Genomic DNA, 12,830 nt, shown 5'->3' with positions numbered 1-12,830 from the left:
GACCCGGTGGACGATGCAACGGTGGGCGCTGATGCAACGGTGAGCGCTGTCACGGCTCCGGACGAGACCTGCGAGGGCTCCCTCATCGGCCGCCCCCTCGGCCGTGCGGAGGCCGAAGAGCTCGCCCGCTCCCTCAAGGCGGTCGCCGACCCCACCCGGCTGCAGCTCCTGAGCCTGATCGCCTCCGACCCGGCGGGCGAAGCCTGCGTGTGCGACCTCGCCGACACCCTGGAGTTCACCCAGCCCACGGTCAGCCACCACCTGAAGATCCTGGTCGACGCGGGGCTCCTCACACGGGAGAAGCGCGGCACATGGGCCTGGTACACGATCGTTCCCGAGCGCCTGCGCACGGTGGAGAGCCTTCTCGCCTGACCTCCCCTCGCTCCCCCGATTTCATGGACAGGCTTCTATCAGGCTGGGATTCTGGGGGCATGCCGACGTCACGGGCACAGGGACGCGCCGTGGTGTGCACGCCCACACGGGGCATCGCCCTGGACCGGGCGACCGCGATACGCACGGCCGCGGTCCTGACTGCCCTCGCCGACCCCGAACGACTACGTGTGTTCAGCCTGCTCGCCCTCGCGGGCGCGGGCGAGGTGTGCGCATGCCGCCTGGCAGAGGCCCTGCCGCGGTTGGGCCCCGAACTGCTCGACGCCCACCTGGAGCAACTCCTTGGAGCCGGGCTTGTCGCCCGCCACGGGCGCGACGGCTGGGCGTATTACCGCCTCACGAGCGATGGCCGGGCGCGCGCTGCGGCTCTGCTCGGCAGCGCACCTTCTCCCGCGCTCGTGCCCTGATCCTTCCGCTCACCGTCGCCCGCCCCGTGCGGTGGAGGTCAGGAACGCGGCCCGAGAAGGCCCGCGATCTCCCGGGCGGCATCGCGGGCCGGGCGGCCGACGCCGATCAGGGTGGCGGAGGCGGGTCCGGTCCAGTCGCCGTAGCCCAGCAGGCGCAGGCGCGGCTCGTCCGCCGCCCTGGTCCCGACCGTGGTGATGTGTCCGCGTGAGCCCCGGAGTTGGAGCGGGGCCAGGTGGGAGAGCGTGGGCCTGAAGCCGGTGCACCAGATGACCGCGTCCGCTTCGGCACGCGTCCCGTCGGCCCACTCCACGCCGTCCGAGGTGAGCCGGGCGAACATCGGAGAAGCAGTTCGGTGTCGTACGCGAGATCGGCGGCGATCTGGGCGCCGGAGTTGCCGCCGACGACGACCACGACGCGCTGGCCTGCGAACTCGGCCGGGCTGCGGTACTCGACGGTGTGGAGCTGTTGTCCGGCGAACTCGGACCGGCCGGGCGCGGCGGGAAGGAAGGGGCGCCACCAGGTGCCGGTCGCGCTGATCACCACGCGGGCCCGCCACACACCGGCGTCGCTCTCCACGCGCAGGGAGGCGCCGTCCCGGTGCACCCCGCGCACCGATACGGGCCGCATGAGGGGCAGTTCGTAGCGGTGCTCGTACTCGCTCAGGTACGTGACGACGTGCGCGGCGTCCGGATACGTCTCCCCGATCTGTACGGGCATGGGGCGGCCCGGCAGCGCAAGTGGTAACCGGCGGCGAGCCCTGCCTGGCCGCCGCCGATCACCACCACGTCCACGCGTGACGTCATGAACTCAGGCTCGTGGCCGCGAACTTCTTGCGCCAGGCGAGCGCGACGTACACGAGCGCGATCAGCACAGGCACCTCGATCAGCGGGCCGACGACGCCGGAGAGCGCCTGGCCGGACGTGACGCCGAAGGTCGCGATGGCGACCGCGATGGCCAGCTCGAAGTTGTTGCCCGCCGCCGTGAACGCGAGGGTCGCGGTGCGGTCGTAGGCGAGGCCGATGGCCTTGCCGAGCAGGAACGTACCGAAGAACATGATCGCGAAGTAGACCAGCAGCGGCAGCGCGATCCGGGCCACGTCCAGCGGCTGCGAAGTGATCGTCTTTCCCTGGAGGGCGAAGAGGACGACGATCGTGAAGAGCAACCCGTAGAGCGCCCAAGGGCCGATCCGGGGAAGGAAGTTGGACTCGTACGTCTCGCGGCCCAGCTTCTTCTCGCCGATCCGGCGGGTGAGGAAACCGGCCGCCAGGGGCACTCCCAGGAAGATGACCACGTTCAGGGCGATCTTCCACATGGAGATGTCGAGCTGCTCGCCGTCGCCGAGGCCGAGCCAGCCGGGCAGCAGGTCGAGGTAGAACCAGCCCAGCAGGCCGAAGGCGATGACCTGGAAGACCGAGTTCAGCGCGACGAGAACGGCGGCGGCCTCGCGGTCGCCGCAGGCCAGGTCGTTCCAGATGATGACCATGGCGATGCAGCGGGCCAGGCCGACGATGATCAGGCCGGTGCGGTACTCGGGCAGGTCCGGCAGGAAGATCCATGCCAGCGCGAACATCACGGCCGGGCCGACGATCCAGTTGATGACCAGGGACGATGCCATCAGCTTGCGGTCACCGGTGACCGCGTCGAGCTTGTCGTAGCGGACCTTGGCAAGCACCGGGTACATCATGATCAGCAGCCCGACGGCGATCGGCAGGGAGATGCCGCCGATCTCGACCTTGGCGAGGGTGTCGTTCAGGCCGGGGATGAGGCGGCCAAGACCCAGGCCGACGCCCATGGCGATGAGGATCCACACCGCGAGGTAGCGGTCGAGAGTGGAGAGCTTCGCGACGACCGAGGATTCCTCGGTCGTCGCGGTGGTCGCGGCTGCTTCGGTGCGGGTCACGGGCAGGCCCTCTTGTTGTCGGCGGCGGTGCGGGCGCTCTCGGCCAGCTCGGTGAACTGGCCTGCGAGCGAGGCGATGACGTCCGGGCGCAGCTTGTAGTAGGTGAAGCGGCCGCACGGCTCGGTCTCCACGACCCCGGCCTCGCGCAGCACTCTCAGGTGGTTGGAGAGGTTGGTCTGGCGGGCACCGGTCTCCTCCACCAGGTGGGTCGTGCACAGCGTCTCGCGGGCGAGCAGGGTCACGATCTGCAGCCTGAGCGGGTCGGCGAGGACCCGGATCAGCTCAGTGTCGACTGACGTCATCATGGGCTGATACTTTCACATCATTCGGAGCTGATACCAGTCCGGGCTGAATCACAGGGCCCGCCGAAAGGGTTCCCTCATGACCGCATCGCCGCTCCCGCTCTTTCCCGACGAGCGCCTTTTCGCCGGGGTTGCCCGCCTGGCCACCCGGCATGCGGGTCGTTTCTCGGTGGAGACCGTGCTGTCCGAGCGGCTCGCCGGTGAACGTCTGGACGCCCTCGCCCACGTCGAGCGCACGCCGGGCGGCGGGCCGCCGCGGGTGCTGTTCGTCTGCAGCCACAACGCCGGGCGTTCGCAGATGGCCGCCGCACTGCTGGCCCACCGCGCGGGCGACCGGGTGACGGTGTCCTCCGCCGGTACGGCCCCGGCCGGTGCGGTGGAGAGGGGCATCGCCCAGGCCCTGGTCGAGGTGGACGTGGATCTCGCCGATGCCTACCCCAAACCGCTGACCGACGAGGTCGTCAAGGCCGCCGACATCGTCATTACGGTGGGCTGCGGCGACGCCTACCCCGTCGTCGCGGGCCGCCGCTACCTACCTGGACTGGCCGGTCACGGACCCCGACGGCGCGCCCATCGCCGTCATCCGCGCCATCGCCGTCATCCGCGCCATCCGCGACGAGATCGACACGCACATCACCGACCTGCTCGGCACGCTGCCGGGCACCTGAACACTCCGCCCCACACCCCCTGTTGACCGCTCATCGCTACCGCTCATTACCTGTGAAGGAAGACCTCATGACCACCGCTCCCCTCGCCTCCGTGCTCTTCGTCTGCGTCCACAACGCCGGGCGCTCGCAGATGGCCGCCGGATTCCTGACCCACCTCGCGGGCGACAGGATCGAGGTCCGCTCCGCCGGCTCGATCCCCGGCGACCAGGTCAACCCGGCCGCCGTCGAGGCCATGAAGGAGGTCGGCGTCGACATCGCCGACCAGAAGCCGAAGATCCTGACCACCGAGGCCGTCCAGGCGTCCGACTACGTCATCACCATGGGCTGCGGGGATGCCTGCCCGATCTTCCCCGGCAAGAAGTACCTCGACTGGGCGCTGGAAGACCCGGCCGGCCAGGGAGTCGACGCCGTCCGCCCCATCCGCGACGAGATCAAGACCCGCGTCGAGGCGCTTATCGCCGAGATCGACGCCCAGCAGGAGGTATGAGCGGCCCGCGCCGACCTGAAGCCCCTGCTCTTCGGCAGTTCGATCTTCGTGGGCGGCTCGCTGACGACGACCACCGAGGTCGAGAACTTCCCCCCGCTTTCCCGAGGGGGGCGACGGTCCGGTCCTCACCGACAGCGCGGGCACCGTCCACCGCGCCAAGACCGTGACCATCTCGACCGGGTCCGGCTACCGCAAGCTCGGCCTGCCGCGCGAGGACGAGCTTTCGGGCCGCGGGGTTTCCTGGTGTGCGACCTGCGACGGCTTCTTTTTCCGTGACCGCGACATCGTGGTGGTCGGCGGCGGCGACACCGCCATGGAGGAGTCCACCTTCCTCAGCCGCTTCGCCAAGTCCGTGACGGTCGTGCACCGCCGCTCCAGCCTGCGCGCCGCGCAAGTCATGCAGAACCTCGCGTTCGCCGACGACAAGATCTCCTTCGCGTTCGACAGCGAGATCCACGAGATCCACGAGGCTGAGCGGTATCTCGCGACGCTCGGGCCAGCCCCGCCCCATTTCCCTTACCTGGCACGGCGGTTGACGGTCTGCGTATCGGTGTAAATGGCGTGCTCCTCCGGAAGATCCTTGTGCTGCTCGACGGCTCCAGGCAGTACGAGACGCACACCCAGTCCGGCTCCAGGGCCTGCCCCGCGTACAGGGCCGCCTCTCCCTGCAGGCGAGCGATCACCGGCACCTGGACGTCGACTTCACGGGACCGGGTTGAGGTCACAGCAATCGGTCGACCAGCCCGTCGACGTAGTCCGGGGTGAGCGGGCCCATGCCGAACAGGACGCGGATATACATCGGGGCCAGGATGTGGTCCAGCACGTCGAACGCGTCGGGTGCGTGCTCGCCGCGTTCGCGGGCGCGATCGAGCATGGACTGCAGCTGCCGGGTGCGTTCATCGCGGAGGTCGTCACGAGCCTGCAGGCCCTGCTGACCGTTGCTCGACAGGGCGACGGCCAGGCGCACCAACAACAGGCCGTCGGGTCCGGTGATCTCGCGGGCCACGTTGGCCGCGTAAGTGCGCAGGTCGCCGACCAGGCTCCCGGTGTCGGGCATCGGCGACTGCGCGTTGAGGCGGGTGAGCGCCACGTCGGTGAGCAGGGTCTCCAGGTTGCCCCACCGACGGTAGATGCTGCTGTCGGCCACGCCCGCGCGGGCTGCGACCTCGCCGACGGTGAAGTTGCCGTAGCCGCGCTCGTTGATCAGGTCGGTGACGGCCCGGTGTACGTCCGCGGCGACGCGGGCACTGCGCCCGCCGGGCCGCCGGGCCGGCTGTCGCTCGTTCATGCCCCCACCTTAACGCAGCTACGACTTGCGTTTGCGAGGCAACCCTCCTTACAGTCGCCTAACGCAGTCACTGACTGCGTTAGAGCGCTCAGGTGTATCGGCACCCGTGTCGACCGTGGCCGGGCGCAACTACCGATTGAGGGGGATCCCATGGCTGCATCGCATCCGACCGTAGGCAGTCGACCAAACCGGGCCGTGCTGCTCACGGTGACCTGCCTGGGCCAATTCATGGTCCTGCTCGACAACACGATTGTTGGAGCGGCGCTGCCCGATATGCAGCACCGGCTGCACACTCAGCTGACCGGTCTGCAGTGGATCGTCGACGCGTACGTACTGCTGGTCGCCATGCTGCTGCTGTCCGGCGGTGTCTTCGCCGACCGGTTCGGCCGCAAGCGGGTGTACCTGACCGGCGTGGCGGTGTTCACCGCCGCGTCGGTGCTGTGCAGCCTCGCGCCCTCGCTCGGCTGGCTGGTCGCCGGCCGGGTGCTGCAGGGCATCGGGGCCGCGGCGCTGAGCCCTGCCTCGCTCGCCCTGCTCGTCGCCGCCCATCCCGCGCCGCAAGAACGAATCAAGGCGATCGGGCTGTGGGCCGGATTCAGCGGAATCGGTCTGGCAGCGGGCCCCGTGGCCGGCGGAGTGCTGACCGATGCCTTCGGCTGGCCCGCCATCTTCCTGGTCAATCTGCCCATCGGCGTGGTCCTTCTGCTGGTCGGTCTGCGCAGCCTTGAAGAGACCCGCAATCCGAGCGCCCCCGCGATCGATATCCCGGGGACGGTGCTGTCCGTTCTGGGGGTGGGGGCACTGACCTACGGGTTGATCGAGGGTGGTGCCCGCGGCTGGACGTCGCCGGTGATCCTGGGCAGCTTCACCGCCGCGGTGATCCTCCTCGCCGCCTTCGTCGCCGTCGAAGCGCGTCGTTCCGCTCCGATGCTGCCGCTGCGGCTGTTCCGGCAGCGCCTGTTCACCGTGTCCAACACCGCGATGGTCGTGGTGGGGTTCGCGCTCATGGGTTCGTCGTTCTTCTTCTCCCAGTTCTTCGTGTACGTCCAGGGCAGCTCGATCCTGCGCGCCGGCCTGCAAACCCTGCCGGTATCCCTCGCCATGGTGATCGTCAGCCCGTACGCGGGCCGGCTCGCCGCCCGGTACGGCTTCCGAATCGTGGTTACCGCCGGCCTGGCCCTGGCCGGCCTGGGACTGATGGCGCTCGGCATGGTGCACGCCGACACCGGTTACGGGAACGTGTGGTGGCGCCTTGGAGTCGTCGGCATCGGCTTCGCGCTGACCCTGTCCCCACTGACGGGAGCCGCCATCCAAGCAGTCAGCCCGCAGGAAGGCGGCCTCGCATCAGGCATCAGCAGCACCACCCGGCAGATCGGCGCGGTACTTGGCGTGGCGGTACTCGGAGCCATCGTCCGCACCCGGCAATCCGGCGGCGCCTCCTTCGAGACCGGCCTCAACAGCGCCTTCCTCGCGGCCGGCACCGTCACCTTGGCCACCGCCGTGTTCACCGGCCGGTGGCTGGCGAGGTCCAAGCCCGCGGAAGGCTCCGCGGCGCCGCAACGTTCCACCGAGCCAGATGCGGTGACCACCTCGAACGAGGCATCCGCGAACAGCCGTTGACGGCGACACGGGCTCGACATCCTCGACCGCAAGCTGGAACGGGCCTTCGAGCTGATGGATTCGGACGCTGGACCGCGACGACAGCGGAGAGCTGGACGAGCAGGAGCTGCGGCAGGCCACCGAGGAGTACTACACGAGCAGCAACCCTGACTCACCCGGAAACTGGCGGTCCCCGTCAGGGAGCAGGCTGCGTACTCAACAAGACCGATCACGGACGCCAAACGGCCCCACCGCCCGGAGGGGGTGGTGGGGCCGATGCGGACTCCGATCACCTGCACGCCGTATTCGTGAAAAGGCTTCCGCTCGGCAGGCGGAAGCCTTCCGAGGGTCAAGCCCTCTTTCCGAAGACAAGCACCTCCGTGGTGGCGATGCCCATGGGCGCCAGGAAGCCGGCCTCCAGGCTGCAGCCCAGCGTCGCGAAGAGGTCCACACAGGTCCGGCGAGGCATGGCGGCCGGGTAGGAGTCGTGCCCCGCGCCGCCCTGCGTCGCCCAGGCGCGCATCGCGGCCGGGTCCAGGCAGGTCTCTGTCATGACGTCGAAGACGATCCGGCCACCGGGGCGCGTGACGCGTGCCATCTCGAAGAAGTAGCGGGAGGCGCCGAGGAAGGTCAGCGTGTTGAAGACCTTGTGGGCCAGAACGAGGTCGACGCTGCCGTCGGGTGTCGGGGCGAGACTGCATCCGGCGGTCGGTCGGGCGACCACGCCGAAGGTGTCCACCAGGTAGTCGGCCCAGGGCGCCGCCGTCTCGTAGATCTCGTAGCGGCCCGGCGAACACTCCTTCAGCGTCTTCTCCAGATACCGGCCGGACCCGGGGCCGATCTCGAGGACCGTGTCCGGGGCGGCGGCGAAGACGCCGAGAGCGCGTAGTTCATCGATGGTGGACTGGGTGGCGCCAGGCGTCCCGTTCATGACCTCGTCGATGTAGTCACCGACCGACAGACCGGCCGCCCGTGCGGCCCGCATCGTCGCCTCGAACGGGATGAAATCGTCCACCCCACCCCGGGGGTTGGTGCTGCGCACGATGTCGAAGCCGGCACGTCCCAGGAGCCGCTTGATCCCCGACTTCAATGCTGACGTCCCTTTCCTTGCCGCCCTCATCGGCCCTGCCCCTCCCGAGCGGCCAGTGCCGCCGCGAGCCGGGGCGCGGCGAACGCCGTCCCGCAGGTGAACCGCATCAACGGCCCGAACGTCGCCGCCGCCTGGATCCCGGTGAAGTAGAGCCCGGGTACCGAGGAGCCGAACCCGGCGTCCAGGCGGGGATAGCCGGCGGTACGGGCGAGCAGGGCCCGCAGGGCGGGGTCGAGGAAGTCGACGGCGTCCAGGCGTACGCGGTACCCGGTGGCCGCCAGCACATGCCCGGTGCGCAGGGTGTGCGTGCGCCCCTGTACGTCACGAGTCGTCAGCTCGACGCCGTCGCCGTAGGCCCTGGCCCCGGTGATCCGCCGCCCCAACAGGGTGGGCACGACGCCGTCCAGGCGCGGCTTGAGCCACCACGCCCCGAACGGCCCGAGGACGCGGCGCACCAGCTTCAGCCGCACCTCCCGCGGCAGATACCGGAACGCGGCCGCGTGATGCACCACCCCGTACAGGCCCCACGAACGCCCGAGCGGTGTGTCCGGCTGCCAGTGCGGCGGCGGCGTGGGCCCGGCCCCGAAAGCCAACTCCGCCGTACGGGCGAGGAGTCGCACTTCCGAACCGGTCTCGTGGAGCAGCGCCGCGCTCTCCTGCGCCGACTGCCCGGCCCCGACCACGACCACCTCGCGTCCCGCGAACACCCCCAGGTCGGGATGGTGGGAGGCGTGCGAGACGAGCCCGTGGGCCATGTGCGAGACGAGCCCGTCGGCCACCAGCGGAGCGAGCGCGCCCGGCACGTGCGCGAATCCGTCCATCCCGCTGGCCACGACCACGGCGGGCGCCCGCACCTCTTCCCCGGACGACAGCTTGACCCGGAACCCGTCGGACTGCCGGGCCACCTGGAGCACCCGGACGTCCTCCACCTCCGGCACCAACTGCTCGGCGAACCAACGCCCGTAACGCACGAACAGCTCCACCGGCACGGTGTCGTGCCCGCCCAGGACGGGCTCACCCGCCTGCCGGCAGTACCCCTCCAGCGTGAAACCCGGATCGGGCGCCGACAGCATCGACGCCCTCGGCGGCGACTTGAGCAGCATGCCCTTGGGCATGTTCCGGTCCCAGCTCGCCATCGGCGAGCCGAAGACCCTGACGTTCAGGCCGCGCTCCTTCAGGTGCGCGGCGGTGGACAGGCCGTAGGGGCCCGCCCCGATGACAACGACAGATTTGGTGGTACGAGACACGAGAATCCCCCCTGACGCGGCGGCCCGAAGCGTGCTCGGGCGGGCCGCGTACCGGCATGGACTTGTGATGGGTGAGCACGTCGGAAGGGCGCGCGCGGCTGGGGCGAAGGGCAGGCCGTTCGGGCCGCGGACAGCGGCGGGAGCCCTGCTCAGACAGCGAGCGGCCGCAGGGAAGGGGGTCCGCGCCGGACAACCTCATCAGCCAGCAAGGACTCGACGGGGGAGGCTCGGGCGGGCAGCGGTGAGAGACGCGGTAGGCCACCGGCCACGCCCATGTCGCAGGGCGTGGGGAGGGGAGCGAACAGTCTTCGTACGAGTTCGCCGAGCGCGCCGTGATCCTGGCCCGCGGCATACAGCACCCGCCGTCGGCAGGCGCCGAGGCCGTGCAGCAGGATCGCGCAGAGCAACGTCAGTGCCAGGTGGGCCACTATGACCGGCGCCCCGGCGTGTACGGCGGACGGCCATGCCTCGTGCGGGGCGAGGCCGATCGAGTCGTCGGCTCGCACGAACCACCAGCCGACAGCCATCTGCGTTCCGTACGAGAGGAGCACCTGCCGCCGCAGCGGCGTCTCCTGGCCCGCGCCCGGCAGGGCGACCGCGAACAGCATCAGGGCTGCGAGGATGCGCGCGCCCCAGGAGGGGTGGGAGTCGAACGCCAGGTGATGGACCATGACGGCCAGCGCCGAGCCCACCCCGGAGAACAATGCCGCCCGGACGGCCGCCACCGGCACCGCGGGCGGCACACTGCCGCGACGGTGCGAACGGAACACAAGGACCGAAGGCGCCATGACCCACCCATGATGGGGCGTAAGCCGCCGGGTGTCACCACCTTCTGGAGCAACAACACCGCTTCAGGACAGGGCGCTTCGGGTCGCCGTCACGATCGGAGTCCTTGCAACCCTGACCGGCCGCGGCCGCCCGCGACATGGCCTTCGGCCGGTCACGGGCGGCCCCACGGGCCGTGCTCAGATCACAACACCTGCCCACAACGGATCATGGTCGGAGTGCGTGGCGTGGGTGGCATCGGCCCACTTGACGTCCGTTGCCGAAGGCACGAACAGGTAGTCGATCTTTCCTTGGCTGTGTGTGGATTCGCCGGAGCGGCAGTAGATGTAGGCGGGCGGGAAGGTCCAGATCCAGAAGCCCCGCTTGATCTCGTTGCCGCAAGGGCTGTCGACCTCCTTGGACTCGCCGTGCGCCCCTCGCTGGTAGTTCGGGTGGTAGAAGTTGTCCGTCGCTCCGGAGAGCGGGTCGTCGTTGAGATCGCCGCCGAGGACCTTGGTGTATCCGGCGTACGTGTTGGCGAGGATCCCCTTGGCGACGGATGCTTCATGACGCCTGGCCCGCAGGTGCGGGCCGTCGTTGCCCACGGTCAGGTGTGTGCTGCAAGCGACGGTCTTGCGGGACTCGGAGCGTACGCACAGCATCTCGCGCTGTTCGTAGCCTGCCGGTGACTCCAGCGGGTGCGCCACGGCTGTCGCCGCGTCGAAGCCCAGGTCGTTGCGGAAGAGAACGGCGTTGCCGAAGTCCGATGGGTGCTTGCACCTGGCCGTCGTGCCATCGCCCCCGGTGACCGGGTCGAACACCACGGTGTAGTCGGGCAGTTGGCTCTGCAGTCGCTCGTTCCAGTCCCGGCAGGTTTCCTGGAGCGTCATGAACGCCGGATCGCGGTCGTTGACGCTGCTCACCAGCGCGTCGGGCACCTCGTTGCCCTTGGGGCCGTGCTCCTCGTTGCCACCGGCCATGTTGAACTGCCCGATGGTGTATTCCGATGGGACGACGGCCGGTGCGGGTTCGTCGGCATAGGCGCCGGGCGCCCCGGCGACGACACCGGTTCCCAGCAGGATGCCGCTCAGTGCGAGCGCCGCTTTCTCACGTATGCGCATGCCTTCTCGGTTCCTCACTTCATCGCGCCGCTGTGCGGCTGGGTACGGAGCTGGTCACGCGCTGGGCTTGACGGCTGCCTTGAGCATCCAGTGGTCGCTGAGCTCGCCGAAGTCATAACGCCATGACCCGACGTAGATCGGCCGCCCTTGATCCAGGTCCCAGCCGTAGTCGCTGAAGAAGAGGTAGTCGAGCTTCGAACCGGCGACGTTGCGGCAGCCCTTGAGGTACCAAGGCCCGGTGGTGGTGCACTTCTCGTCCGAGTCGCCCTCGAAGTTGCCGTCGTAGAGGGGATCGATCTCGTCGTCACCGGGCTCGAGGTTGAGATCGCCGCCGATGATGGTGCGGTAGCCGCCGTTCTGCCAGTCCCGCGCCTGGTCACGGAAGTCCTGGGCGGAGGCCTTGCGCAGCGCCTTGGACGGGTCCGCGTTCTTGTTGGCGAAGTGGCTCGTGCAGGCCAGGAGCTTGTTGCCGCGGTCCTCGATGCAGGCGGCGCCCTGCGTGTGCTTCCCCCCGGGTTCCGACGTGCTGCCGAACGTCATGTCCCAGCCGGGCTCGCCCCTGCCGTCGTAGACCAGGTCGCTGCCCGGCAGCTTCTTCATCGCGATGGCGACGCCCGCCTCGTACTTGCCGCTCCGGGGGCACCGCACCGGGTTGTCCGTCCCGATGGTCTTGGCGGTGCGGTGGCGGACCACCCACTCACCGGAGGTGTCGCGGTTCAGCGCGGTCTCGAGCGGCGTGGAGTGCAGGCTGTCGCAGGCTTCCTGGATCATGACGACGGCGATCGAGTCGTCGTCCTGGACCCGGTCGACGAGCTCGTTGATCTTGCGCGACGGGCGGTCGCTGTTCGGACAGCTGTTGATGGCGCCGCAGATGTTCCAGGTCAGTACGCCGACTTTGGGCGGCACGCTGCTCGGTGCCGCGTCCGCCGCCTTGGCCGCCGGCGGGTTCGAGGCCGCCTGCGCGCCGGCCGGCTGGACTTGCACGAGCGCGAGGACCACTGCCGCGAGCGCCCCGCCCAGGACGGTCTTGCCTCGGATTCCTTTCACTGTTCCCCCCTCTGCCGTGGAGTGCGGTCACGGGGGGAAGCGGACGCGTACGTCCCGCCACCTGGCTCGCCCCCCGTTGAGCACATGGCTTGCTCCCGCTCCCGTGGTTGGCGGGAGCGGCTCTGCAAACTTTCTAGGGGCTGAACTTGGCGTGCTCAAGTCAACTTCGGGCCAACTCCGCCCGCCTCGTCCGTTCTCGTAGAGTGGCTCGCCGATACCAGCCAGGGGTTCTGGCTTCTGTACGGCGGGCTGTACACGTTCCTCGTGTTCGCGTTCGGTGTTGTCGCCATCCCCGCCGGACACCTCGGCCGCCGCCAGGGCAAACGCCTGGGCGGTCGCGACCGCGGCATGGCGCTGCTCGGTATCGTGACCGGCTGGATCCTGACCCTCTTCAGTCTGCTGCTGGTCCTGGCCTACGCAGGACTACTGGCCGGGCTGGCGTTCCTCGCCGACTCCGCTTCCTGAGCGGGCCCCTGTCCGAACTTCAGAAGCCGCACCGCCATTCCAGCTTCCGGCTC

The 12,830-nt window shown here is 69.5% G+C and carries 14 protein-coding genes and 2 pseudogenes; 7 read left to right on the top strand and 9 right to left on the bottom strand.

What is annotated here, in order from left to right; all coding sequences use genetic code 11:
• Positions 1-6 precede the first annotated feature (6 nt).
• Complete coding sequence (locus tag AB0O76_RS17025) at positions 7-372, top strand: metalloregulator ArsR/SmtB family transcription factor (protein ID WP_365491095.1); 366 nt, start codon at positions 7-9, stop codon at positions 370-372.
• Positions 373-431: 59 nt separating this feature from the next.
• Positions 432-797: a helix-turn-helix transcriptional regulator gene (locus AB0O76_RS17020; protein WP_365491092.1), complete on the top strand. Its 366-nt coding sequence runs from the start codon at positions 432-434 to the stop codon at positions 795-797.
• A 38-nt stretch (positions 798-835) separates the two neighbouring features.
• On the opposite strand, the pseudogene AB0O76_RS17015 reads toward AB0O76_RS17020, so the two are convergent.
• From AB0O76_RS17015 to AB0O76_RS17005, 3 genes and pseudogenes are all read right to left on the bottom strand, one after another.
• Positions 836-1,601: pseudogene (locus tag AB0O76_RS17015) on the bottom strand (NAD(P)-binding domain-containing protein).
• On the bottom strand, positions 1,598-2,698 hold the full coding sequence (gene arsB / locus AB0O76_RS17010; protein ID WP_365491089.1) for an ACR3 family arsenite efflux transporter: 1,101 nt from the start codon (positions 2,696-2,698) through the stop codon (positions 1,598-1,600). The pseudogene AB0O76_RS17015 and the gene arsB overlap by 4 nt, the downstream one beginning before the upstream one ends.
• A complete protein-coding gene (locus AB0O76_RS17005) occupies positions 2,695-3,003 on the bottom strand; it encodes a metalloregulator ArsR/SmtB family transcription factor (RefSeq protein WP_365491086.1) in 309 nt (102 codons plus the stop codon). The genes arsB and AB0O76_RS17005 overlap by 4 nt, the downstream gene beginning before the upstream one ends.
• A 76-nt stretch (positions 3,004-3,079) precedes the next feature.
• On the opposite strand from AB0O76_RS17005, the gene AB0O76_RS17000 reads away from it, so the two are divergent.
• The 3 genes and pseudogenes from AB0O76_RS17000 to AB0O76_RS16990 all read left to right on the top strand — a co-directional run.
• A complete protein-coding gene (locus tag AB0O76_RS17000) occupies positions 3,080-3,694 on the top strand; it encodes an arsenate reductase ArsC (protein WP_365491083.1) in 615 nt (204 codons plus the stop codon).
• A 41-nt stretch (positions 3,695-3,735) separates the two neighbouring features.
• Complete coding sequence (locus AB0O76_RS16995) at positions 3,736-4,155, top strand: arsenate reductase ArsC (protein WP_365491080.1); 420 nt, start codon at positions 3,736-3,738, stop codon at positions 4,153-4,155.
• Between the two features lie 3 nt (positions 4,156-4,158).
• A pseudogene (locus AB0O76_RS16990) lies at positions 4,159-4,618 on the top strand (FAD-dependent oxidoreductase); the annotation flags it as partial.
• Positions 4,619-4,876: 258 nt separating this feature from the next.
• Here AB0O76_RS16990 and AB0O76_RS16985 read toward each other — a convergent pair.
• On the bottom strand, positions 4,877-5,443 hold the full coding sequence (locus AB0O76_RS16985) for a TetR/AcrR family transcriptional regulator (RefSeq protein ID WP_365491077.1): 567 nt from the start codon (positions 5,441-5,443) through the stop codon (positions 4,877-4,879).
• A 150-nt stretch (positions 5,444-5,593) separates the two neighbouring features.
• Between AB0O76_RS16985 and AB0O76_RS16980 the strand changes: the two genes are divergently transcribed.
• Positions 5,594-7,063 (top strand): MFS transporter, encoded by a 1,470-nt coding sequence (locus AB0O76_RS16980; RefSeq protein ID WP_365491074.1) that lies wholly within the window; start codon positions 5,594-5,596, stop codon positions 7,061-7,063.
• Between the two features lie 328 nt (positions 7,064-7,391).
• Here AB0O76_RS16980 and AB0O76_RS16975 read toward each other — a convergent pair whose 3' ends face one another.
• The 5 genes from AB0O76_RS16975 to AB0O76_RS16955 all read right to left on the bottom strand — a co-directional run bounded on the left by AB0O76_RS16975 (position 7,392) and on the right by AB0O76_RS16955 (position 12,312).
• A complete protein-coding gene (locus tag AB0O76_RS16975) occupies positions 7,392-8,162 on the bottom strand; it encodes a methyltransferase domain-containing protein (RefSeq protein ID WP_365491072.1) in 771 nt (256 codons plus the stop codon).
• Positions 8,159-9,379: an NAD(P)-binding domain-containing protein gene (locus tag AB0O76_RS16970; protein WP_365491069.1), complete on the bottom strand. Its 1,221-nt coding sequence runs from the start codon at positions 9,377-9,379 to the stop codon at positions 8,159-8,161. The genes AB0O76_RS16975 and AB0O76_RS16970 overlap by 4 nt, the downstream gene beginning before the upstream one ends.
• A gap of 149 nt (positions 9,380-9,528) precedes the next feature.
• The gene (locus AB0O76_RS16965) at positions 9,529-10,167 is read right to left on the bottom strand and encodes a hypothetical protein (RefSeq protein ID WP_365491066.1); all 639 of its coding nucleotides are present in this window, start codon (positions 10,165-10,167) and stop codon (positions 9,529-9,531) included.
• 177 nt (positions 10,168-10,344) lie between these two features.
• Positions 10,345-11,265: an endonuclease/exonuclease/phosphatase family protein gene (locus tag AB0O76_RS16960; protein WP_365491063.1), complete on the bottom strand. Its 921-nt coding sequence runs from the start codon at positions 11,263-11,265 to the stop codon at positions 10,345-10,347.
• 54 nt (positions 11,266-11,319) lie between these two features.
• Positions 11,320-12,312, bottom strand: a complete 993-nt coding sequence (locus AB0O76_RS16955; RefSeq protein ID WP_365491060.1) for an endonuclease/exonuclease/phosphatase family protein — start codon at positions 12,310-12,312, stop codon at positions 11,320-11,322.
• A 264-nt stretch (positions 12,313-12,576) separates the two neighbouring features.
• On the opposite strand from AB0O76_RS16955, the gene AB0O76_RS16950 reads away from it, so the two are divergent.
• The gene (locus AB0O76_RS16950) at positions 12,577-12,777 is read left to right on the top strand and encodes a DUF4190 domain-containing protein (protein ID WP_365491057.1); all 201 of its coding nucleotides are present in this window, start codon (positions 12,577-12,579) and stop codon (positions 12,775-12,777) included.
• The last annotated feature ends 53 nt before the right edge of the window (positions 12,778-12,830 follow it).

Source organism: Streptomyces sp. NPDC086554 (assembly GCF_040686095.1).
Taxonomy (GTDB): Bacteria; Actinomycetota; Actinomycetes; order Streptomycetales; family Streptomycetaceae; genus Streptomyces.
Note: the sequence above shows the minus strand (reverse complement) of the source record. Positions and strands in the feature narration are given on the sequence as shown.

Bases quoted from the DNA above. Each gene is read 5' to 3' on its own strand.
- AB0O76_RS17020 (WP_365491092.1), top strand. From the start codon at position 432: ATGCCGACGTCACGGGCACAGGGACGCGCCGTGGTGTGCACGCCCACA.
- AB0O76_RS17005 (WP_365491086.1), bottom strand. From the start codon at position 3,003: ATGATGACGTCAGTCGACACTGAGCTGATCCGGGTCCTCGCCGACCCG.
- AB0O76_RS17000 (WP_365491083.1), top strand. From the start codon at position 3,080: ATGACCGCATCGCCGCTCCCGCTCTTTCCCGACGAGCGCCTTTTCGCC.
- AB0O76_RS16995 (WP_365491080.1), top strand. From the start codon at position 3,736: ATGACCACCGCTCCCCTCGCCTCCGTGCTCTTCGTCTGCGTCCACAAC.
- AB0O76_RS16985 (WP_365491077.1), bottom strand. From the start codon at position 5,443: ATGAACGAGCGACAGCCGGCCCGGCGGCCCGGCGGGCGCAGTGCCCGC.
- AB0O76_RS16980 (WP_365491074.1), top strand. From the start codon at position 5,594: ATGGCTGCATCGCATCCGACCGTAGGCAGTCGACCAAACCGGGCCGTG.
- AB0O76_RS16975 (WP_365491072.1), bottom strand. From the start codon at position 8,162: ATGAGGGCGGCAAGGAAAGGGACGTCAGCATTGAAGTCGGGGATCAAG.
- AB0O76_RS16965 (WP_365491066.1), bottom strand. From the start codon at position 10,167: ATGGCGCCTTCGGTCCTTGTGTTCCGTTCGCACCGTCGCGGCAGTGTG.
- AB0O76_RS16960 (WP_365491063.1), bottom strand. From the start codon at position 11,265: ATGCGCATACGTGAGAAAGCGGCGCTCGCACTGAGCGGCATCCTGCTG.